We start from the raw sequence: 6,804 nt of genomic DNA on the forward strand, positions 1-6,804 counted from the left end.
GGAGCCGCTCACCCGCCTCGGTGCCGTGGCCGAAGAGGGTGCCGGGCATCCCTGGGAGACCGGCCGCGAGCAGCGCGAGGGTGGCGGAGGCGCTGCCTCCGGACAGATCGGCGCCGATGCCGGGGGCCGGGGCGCCGCGGGCCGCCCGCCGCTCGGCGGGCCCCATGCCCGGCACCGGGCCGGGGTCGAGGCCGTCGGTCTCGGGGGCGTGGCGCGGTGCGGTGAGCCGGGCGCGTACGGCTTCCACGAGGGCGTCCCGGACCGCGTCCACGGCCTCGTCCTGGTCGAGCGGGGGCGCGGCGACGGCGAGGGACGCGGTGGGCTCGTAGCCGGTGACGTCGCGGGCGCCGTCGCGCAGGATCAGCGCATGGCCCGGGGGGATGCGTCTGACGCCCATATAGGGCGTGCTGTCGCCCATGGCCTCCGGGGAGTCGGGGCAGGCGAGCAGCGCACCGAGATGGCTGACGTCGAGTTGCGCCTCGATGAGGTCGGCGAGCGGGAGCGCGGCCGTGGCGTAGGCGGTGCCACCGGCCCAGTCGGTGTGGAAGACGGGCCGGGCGCCCGCGAGATCGCCGACGATGGTGACGCGGCGGCCGACCTGGGCGACGGCGGTGTAGCTGCCGGGCCAGGCGGTCAGATGGCGCAGGGCGCCGCCGCGGGCGGCGAACAGGCCCACCCGCAACTCCTCGTCGGACGCGCCGCAGCAGCCGAAGACGGCGAGACGGGTGAAGGGGTCGGTCTGGACGACGCGCACCTCATCGGGCCGCCAGTCGCCGACCGCCCACAGCGGATCGGGGTCGGCCCACAGGAGTTGGGCGCCGACCGGCTGGATCGCAGGGCCTTCCGGGGGGACCGGGCCGGATGCGGTACTGCTCCACCCCACCAACCACCGCATCGCCGCCTCCACAGGCTGTGGGCATCCAGGGCAACCAAGAAGTAGGTGCCATCATGCACAGCATGTTGACGGTTTCGGCATCGAACCGGACAACAACATGGATCTCCTGGATGTCCCGTGACCACAGATGACCACAGAAATCGCAGAGTTGATCACAGGGGGTGGCGCACCTCGGGAAGGCATCCGTAAGGAGGCCATGAGGGAACCACCGCCGGTAGCGACCCACCGTTCCGCCGTGGCCCATGCTGCCACGACTGGGGCGCACAAGAGCGCAAGGGCGTCGATGAGTGTGCGGAGCGGCGCAGAAGAGGCGCACGAAGGAGCGCACGAAAGGGACACCAACCGGCCTGCCGACCAACGGACTTGTCGCTCGGCGGCGCTCGGCGGCGCTCCGTGGGGCGCCCCGCCCGCCGCGTCCGCGACTTCTGCCGCACGGCGCCACGTCCGCGACTCCTGCGCCACTCCTCCGCCAGTCGTCAACCGCTCGTCCACGACGTGTGCCGCGCGCCGCTGCGCCTGTCGCTCTCCACGGCGTCCGGGCGCGCACCGCTGAGTCCGCCATTCGCCGTCACGCCAGCCACTCGCCGCCTACCGCCCGCCGCCTACCGCTCGCCGCGGCGTCCACCGAGGACCACCACGTCCACCACCCGCCACGGAGCCCACCACCCGCCACGGAGCCCACCACCCGCCACGGCGTCCGCCGAGCGCCGGTCGCCCGCCGCAAGGGATACGTGGCTCACCGCCGTGCGCCGAATCCGCACGGAAGAGGGCTTCCCGCGTCGGGCCTCCCCCTCCCCGGCCCGACGCGGGAGCCCGGCCGTGATGGGCGTTATTCAGCCAAATTTTCGTGGCGCTCTCGATGGTCTTGCGAACGCCCTGTATGTGCTCAACTTCCGCCTCTCGCACCCCTCGACACGACAGTCCGGGAGGCGGCGTCCGCCTCCCGGACCGTTCCGCCGCCCGCGGGGAATGAGGCGGCGGCGTCCCCCAGCCCACTGGATCCAGTACAGCGGGCCGACCCACGCAGGACCCATCGAAACGTCCCCGTCGCGACCGAGACAGAGCGCACACACGGGCGCACAGCCACACACACCGGGAGCACACGTCACGCTCCGCACACCCGTTCGTACAAGAATCTCGCCATCCGGGACACCACCTCTTAACGGTCGGGATGCGGCGAACTACGCTGGGTTTACGAATGCCCCGTGCTTATGCCGGGGCGGCCGTCGGTGCTGTCGAGGGGTGCGCATGTCCAGGGAGCCACGCGGGCCGAACGAAAAGCTCGGCACCGTTCTCGCCCTCGCTGGGATCAGCAATGCCGGGCTCGCGCGCAGAGTCAACGACCTCGGCGCCCAGCGTGGCCTGACGCTTCGCTACGACAAGACGTCCGTCGCGCGCTGGGTGTCCAAGGGCATGGTGCCCCAGGGCGCCGCGCCACACCTCATTGCGGCTGCGATCGGGAGCAAACTCGGACGCCCCGTTCCGCTGCACGAGATCGGCCTGGCCGATGCCGATCCGGCCCCCGAGGTCGGTCTCGCCTTCCCGCGCGACATCGGCCAGGCCGTCCGTTCCGCGACCGAGCTCTACCGGCTGGATCTCGCGGGTCGGCGCGGCGGGGTCGGCATCTGGCAGAGCCTGGCCGGATCCTTCTCAGTAAGCGCGTACGCCACTCCGGCCTCGCGCTGGCTCATATCCCCTGCCGACAGTTCGGTGTCCCGCGAGCCCAAGGACGCCGAGGACGGGGCCGCCACCGCGAGCGCCACGAGCGCGGCCACCGCGGACGCCTTACCGCCACAGCGTGTCGGCCACAGCGACGTCACCAAGCTGCGCGAGGCCGCCGAGGACGCGCGCCGCTGGGACTCCAAGTACGGCGGCGGCGACTGGCGTTCGTCCATGGTTCCCGAGTGCCTCCGGGTGGACGCGGCCCCCCTGCTGCTCGGCTCGTACAGCGACGAGGTCGGCCGCTCCCTCTTCGGCGCCACCGCCGAACTGACCCGGCTCGCCGGCTGGATGGCCTTCGACACCGGCCAACAGGAGGCCGCGCAGCGGTACTACATCCAGGCGCTGCGCCTGGCCCGCGCCGCGGCCGACGTCCCGCTGGGCGGCTATGTGCTGGCGTCGATGAGCCTTCAGGCCACCTACCGGGGGTTCGCCGACGAGGGCGTGGACCTGGCCCAGGCCGCCCTGGAGCGCAACCGTGGCCTGGCCACCGCCCGCACCATGAGCTTCTTCCGGCTCGTGGAGGCGCGCGCCCAGGCCAAGTCCGGGGACGGGCCCGCCTGCGGAGCGGCCCTGAAGTCCGCCGAGGGCTGGCTGGAGCGCTCGCGGGCGGGCGACCCCGATCCCTCCTGGCTCGACTTCTACAGCCATGAGCGGTTCGCGGCCGACGCCGCCGAGTGCTATCGCGACCTCCGGCTGCCGCGCCAGGTGCGGCGCTTCACCGAGCAGGCGCTGGCCCGGCCGACGGAGGAGTTCGTACGGTCGCACGGGCTGCGGCTCGTGGTGTCCGCCGTCGCCGAACTCGAGTCCGGCAATCTGGACGCGGCCTGCGCCGCTGGTGCCCGCGCCGTCGAGGTCGCCAACCGGATCTCCTCCGCGCGCACCACGGAGTACGTACGCGACCTGATGCGCCGCCTCGAGGCGTACCGCGACGAGCCGCGCGTCGCCGAGCTGCGCGAGCAGGCCCGGCCGCTGCTGGTGGCCCCGGCGTGAGCGGGGCGGAGACGAGCGGGGCGGAGCGAGCGGGAGCGGAAACGAGCGGGACGGCGGAACGAGCCGCAGCGGAATGAGCGGAATGAGCGGGACAAACGGCACGGCGGAATGAACCGAGCGAGATGAGCGGTTCAACATGACATGCCCAATGCGGGCGGTTTCGCATGATCCGCCCGATATGAACGGCTTGGAGCGCATCGACCCGTATGACCGGTGGCCCTGGCCCCGACCCTAGTCATCGCATGGGTTTCGGGCCGTTGTCAGTGGCGCAGGTCATGATAGGGATCGACGGTCGGGCGACTGGACGGTGTGGCGGGTGGGGAGGTGACATGGCGTGACGGCGTTGGACTGCGACGTGCTGGTGATCGGGGGCGGGATCGTCGGCATGTCGACGGCGTATGCGATCACCCGCGCCGCGCCCGGCACCCGCGTGACCGTGCTCGAGAAGGAGGCGGGCCCGGCCCGCCACCAGACCGGGCGGAACAGCGGAGTGATCCACAGCGGTATCTACTACCGGCCGGGATCGCTCAAGGCGCGGTTCGCGGTGCGCGGCGCGGCGGAGATGGTGAAGTTCTGCGCCGAGTACGGCATCCCGCACGAGGTCACCGGCAAGCTCATCGTCGCCAGGGAGCGCTCCGAGCTGCCCCGGCTCCACAGCCTCGTCCAGCGCGGCAGGGAGAACGGCATTCCGGTCCGCGAGCTGGGCCCCGCCCAGCTCGCGGAGTACGAACCATGGGTGCGCGGCCTCGCCGCGATCCATGTCGGCACGACGGGCGTGTGCGACTTCGGCGCGGTCGCCGCCCGGCTCGCCCGGCTGGCCCAGGACGCGGGCGCCTCGGTGCGGTACGGAGCACAGGTGCGCACCATCGGCCGGCGCCCCTCAGCGGTCGCGGTCCGTACGGCGGACGGCACGGTGCTGCGCGCCCGGGCCCTGGTCAACTGCGCGGGGCTGCACTGCGACCGCGTCGCCCGGCTGGCGGGCGACGACCCGGGCATGCGGATCGTGCCCTTCCGCGGTGAGTACTACGAGCTGGTGCCCTCCCGCGCCTCGCTGGTGAACGGCCTGGTGTACCCGGTGCCCGACCCGGCGTTCCCGTTCCTGGGCGTCCACCTGACCCGCGGCATCGACGGCGGCGTCCACATCGGGCCCAACGCGGTGCCGGCCCTCGCCCGCGAGGGGTACGCCTGGCACACGGTGCGCCCGCGGGAGCTGGCCGGCACGCTGGCGTATCCCGGCTCCTGGCGGATCGCCCGCCGCCACTGGCGGTACGGGGCGGGTGAGATGCGGCGTTCCCTGTCCAAGCGCGCCTTCACCGACGCCGTCCGCCGGCTGCTGCCCGATGTGACGGCCGACGACCTGATAGCGGCCCCGGCGGGCGTGCGCGCCCAGGCCGTGCTGCCGGACGGCACGCTGGTGGACGACTTCCTCATCGCGCAGTCGCCCCGGATCGTCCATGTGCTCAACGCCCCGTCGCCCGCGGCCACGGCCTCCCTGCCGATCGGCCGGGAGGTCGCCCGCCGGGTGCTGGAGACCCTGCGGGCGGGGTGAGGCGCGACGGGCGGGGTGAGACACGGCGGCCGGGGTGAGACGGCGGCTGGGAGCGCGCCACGCCCCTGGCCACCGCACCAGCCCCGTGCGGCGGCCAGGGTCAGACGGCGGCCGGGAGCCGGGGGCGGGCCGAGTCCCGCCGCGGCGCCCCCGGCCATCGCACCAGCCCCGCCCCGCCCCTCCCTCCTCACGCCGCCTTGCCCCGCCTCGCTCCACCCCGTCCCCCTTCCTTCCTCGCCCCGCCTCGTCCCGCTCCGCCCGTAGAATCGAAGCACTGTGTCCGAGAACCCCACCACCCCCGATTCCCCCGTGGAGCGCACGCTGCCCGCCCCCCGTGACCGCGGCGAGCCGATGTTCCCCGGCGGCCCCGCGGCCGATCCGGCCGGCTCGCACCACGAGCGCCGCATCCGCTCCTTCCGCCCCCGCCGCGGCCGGGTCACCGCGGGCCAGGGCGAGGCGCTGCGCCGTCTGTGGCCGCAGTGGGGCCTGGACATCGACGGGCTGAGCCGTATCGACCTCGGTGAGCTGTTCGCCACCGAGGAAGGTCCGCGCCCCGGCCTCCCCGTCATCCTGGAGATCGGTTTCGGCATGGGTGAGGCCACCGTGCAGATGGCCGCCGCCGACCCCGGCACGGGCATCCTCGCCGCCGACGTCCACACCCCCGGCCAGGGCAATCTGCTCGCGCTCGCGGAGCGGAACGGCCTGGACAACATACGGGTCGCCAACGGCGACGCGATCATCCTGCTCCGCGAGATGCTGGCCCCCGCCTCGCTCTCCGGGGTGCGGGTCTTCTTCCCTGACCCCTGGCCCAAGAAGCGGCACCACAAGCGCCGCCTCATCCAGCCCGAGTTCGTCGAACTCGCCGCCACCCGGATGAAGCCCGGCGCCCTGCTGCACTGTGCGACCGACTGGGAGCCGTACGCGGAGCAGATGCTGGAGGTCCTCTCCGCGAGCCCCGCCTTCGAGAACTCCCAGCCCGACGGCGGCTACACCCCGCGTCCGGACTTCCGGCCGCTCACCAAGTTCGAGGGCCAGGGGCTGAACAAGGGACACCTCGTCCATGACGTGATCTTCCGCCGCAACGACACATAACGCCCCCAAGGGGATGGGCATAAACCCAGAGTCCCCTGCCCCCTTTCGTTAGGGTCGGTCGAGTGCATCAGTCCCCGCCCCCGCAAGAGCCGCCCGATCCACCGGCCACGCCGCCGCACAAGGCCACCCCGCACGGAGGGCCGCACGACGCCGACGTCTCGCACGGATCGCGGCACGCGGCCCCGCAGGGCGCCCCGTACGCCGCTCCGCACGGGGCGGCGCAGGGCACACCGCACAACCCGCCGCACGCGGCCCCACAGGGCACGCCGCACGACATCCCGCACACATCGCCGCACGCGACCCCGCAGAGCACGCCGCACGACCCGTCGTACGCGCCCCCGCAGCGCACCCCGCACGACACCCCGCACGCGGCCTCGCAGGGCACCCCGCACGACACCCCGCACGGCACGCCCTACGGCGGCCCATACGGCGATCCATCCGGTGCCCCGTACAGCGATTCGTCCGGTGGCCCGTACCCGTGGTTCGCCGCCGGCGCCGCGCCGGCGGGTTGGCCACATCCATCGCGCCAGGGCTGGTGGGGGCCGGGCGGCCGCCT

Annotated in this window: 4 protein-coding genes and 1 pseudogene; 4 read left to right on the forward strand and 1 reads right to left on the reverse strand. The window is 73.4% G+C overall.

All coding sequences use genetic code 11. From position 1 onward, the window contains the following. The coding region (locus tag AXW62_RS24405) for a macrolactam cyclase family protein (RefSeq protein WP_502688783.1) at positions 1-895 on the reverse strand (895 nt) is incomplete at its 3' end. A gap of 1,248 nt (positions 896-2,143) precedes the next feature. Between AXW62_RS24405 and AXW62_RS24410 the strand changes: the two genes are divergently transcribed. From AXW62_RS24410 to AXW62_RS45175, 4 genes and pseudogenes are all read left to right on the forward strand, one after another. Then, the gene (locus AXW62_RS24410; RefSeq protein ID WP_060946389.1) at positions 2,144-3,607 is read left to right on the forward strand and encodes an NsdA family TPR-like regulatory protein; all 1,464 of its coding nucleotides are present in this window, start codon (positions 2,144-2,146) and stop codon (positions 3,605-3,607) included. 334 nt (positions 3,608-3,941) lie between these two features. Next, positions 3,942-5,156: an L-2-hydroxyglutarate dehydrogenase gene (gene lhgD, locus AXW62_RS24415; protein WP_060946390.1), complete on the forward strand. Its 1,215-nt coding sequence runs from the start codon at positions 3,942-3,944 to the stop codon at positions 5,154-5,156. A 351-nt stretch (positions 5,157-5,507) separates the two neighbouring features. Then, a complete protein-coding gene (gene trmB / locus AXW62_RS24420) occupies positions 5,508-6,248 on the forward strand; it encodes a tRNA (guanosine(46)-N7)-methyltransferase TrmB (protein ID WP_252368710.1) in 741 nt (246 codons plus the stop codon). A gap of 62 nt (positions 6,249-6,310) precedes the next feature. After that, positions 6,311-6,804: pseudogene (locus tag AXW62_RS45175) on the forward strand (hypothetical protein); the annotation flags it as partial.

Origin of the sequence: Streptomyces hygroscopicus subsp. hygroscopicus, assembly GCF_001553455.1 — a bacterium.
In the GTDB taxonomy this organism is placed as follows: domain Bacteria; phylum Actinomycetota; class Actinomycetes; order Streptomycetales; family Streptomycetaceae; genus Streptomyces; species Streptomyces hygroscopicus.

Excerpts from the sequence above, each read along its gene's own strand:
- AXW62_RS24410 (WP_060946389.1), top strand. The coding sequence starts at position 2,144 with ATGTCCAGGGAGCCACGCGGGCCGAACGAAAAGCTCGGCACCGTTCTC.
- trmB (WP_252368710.1), top strand. The coding sequence starts at position 5,508 with ATGTTCCCCGGCGGCCCCGCGGCCGATCCGGCCGGCTCGCACCACGAG.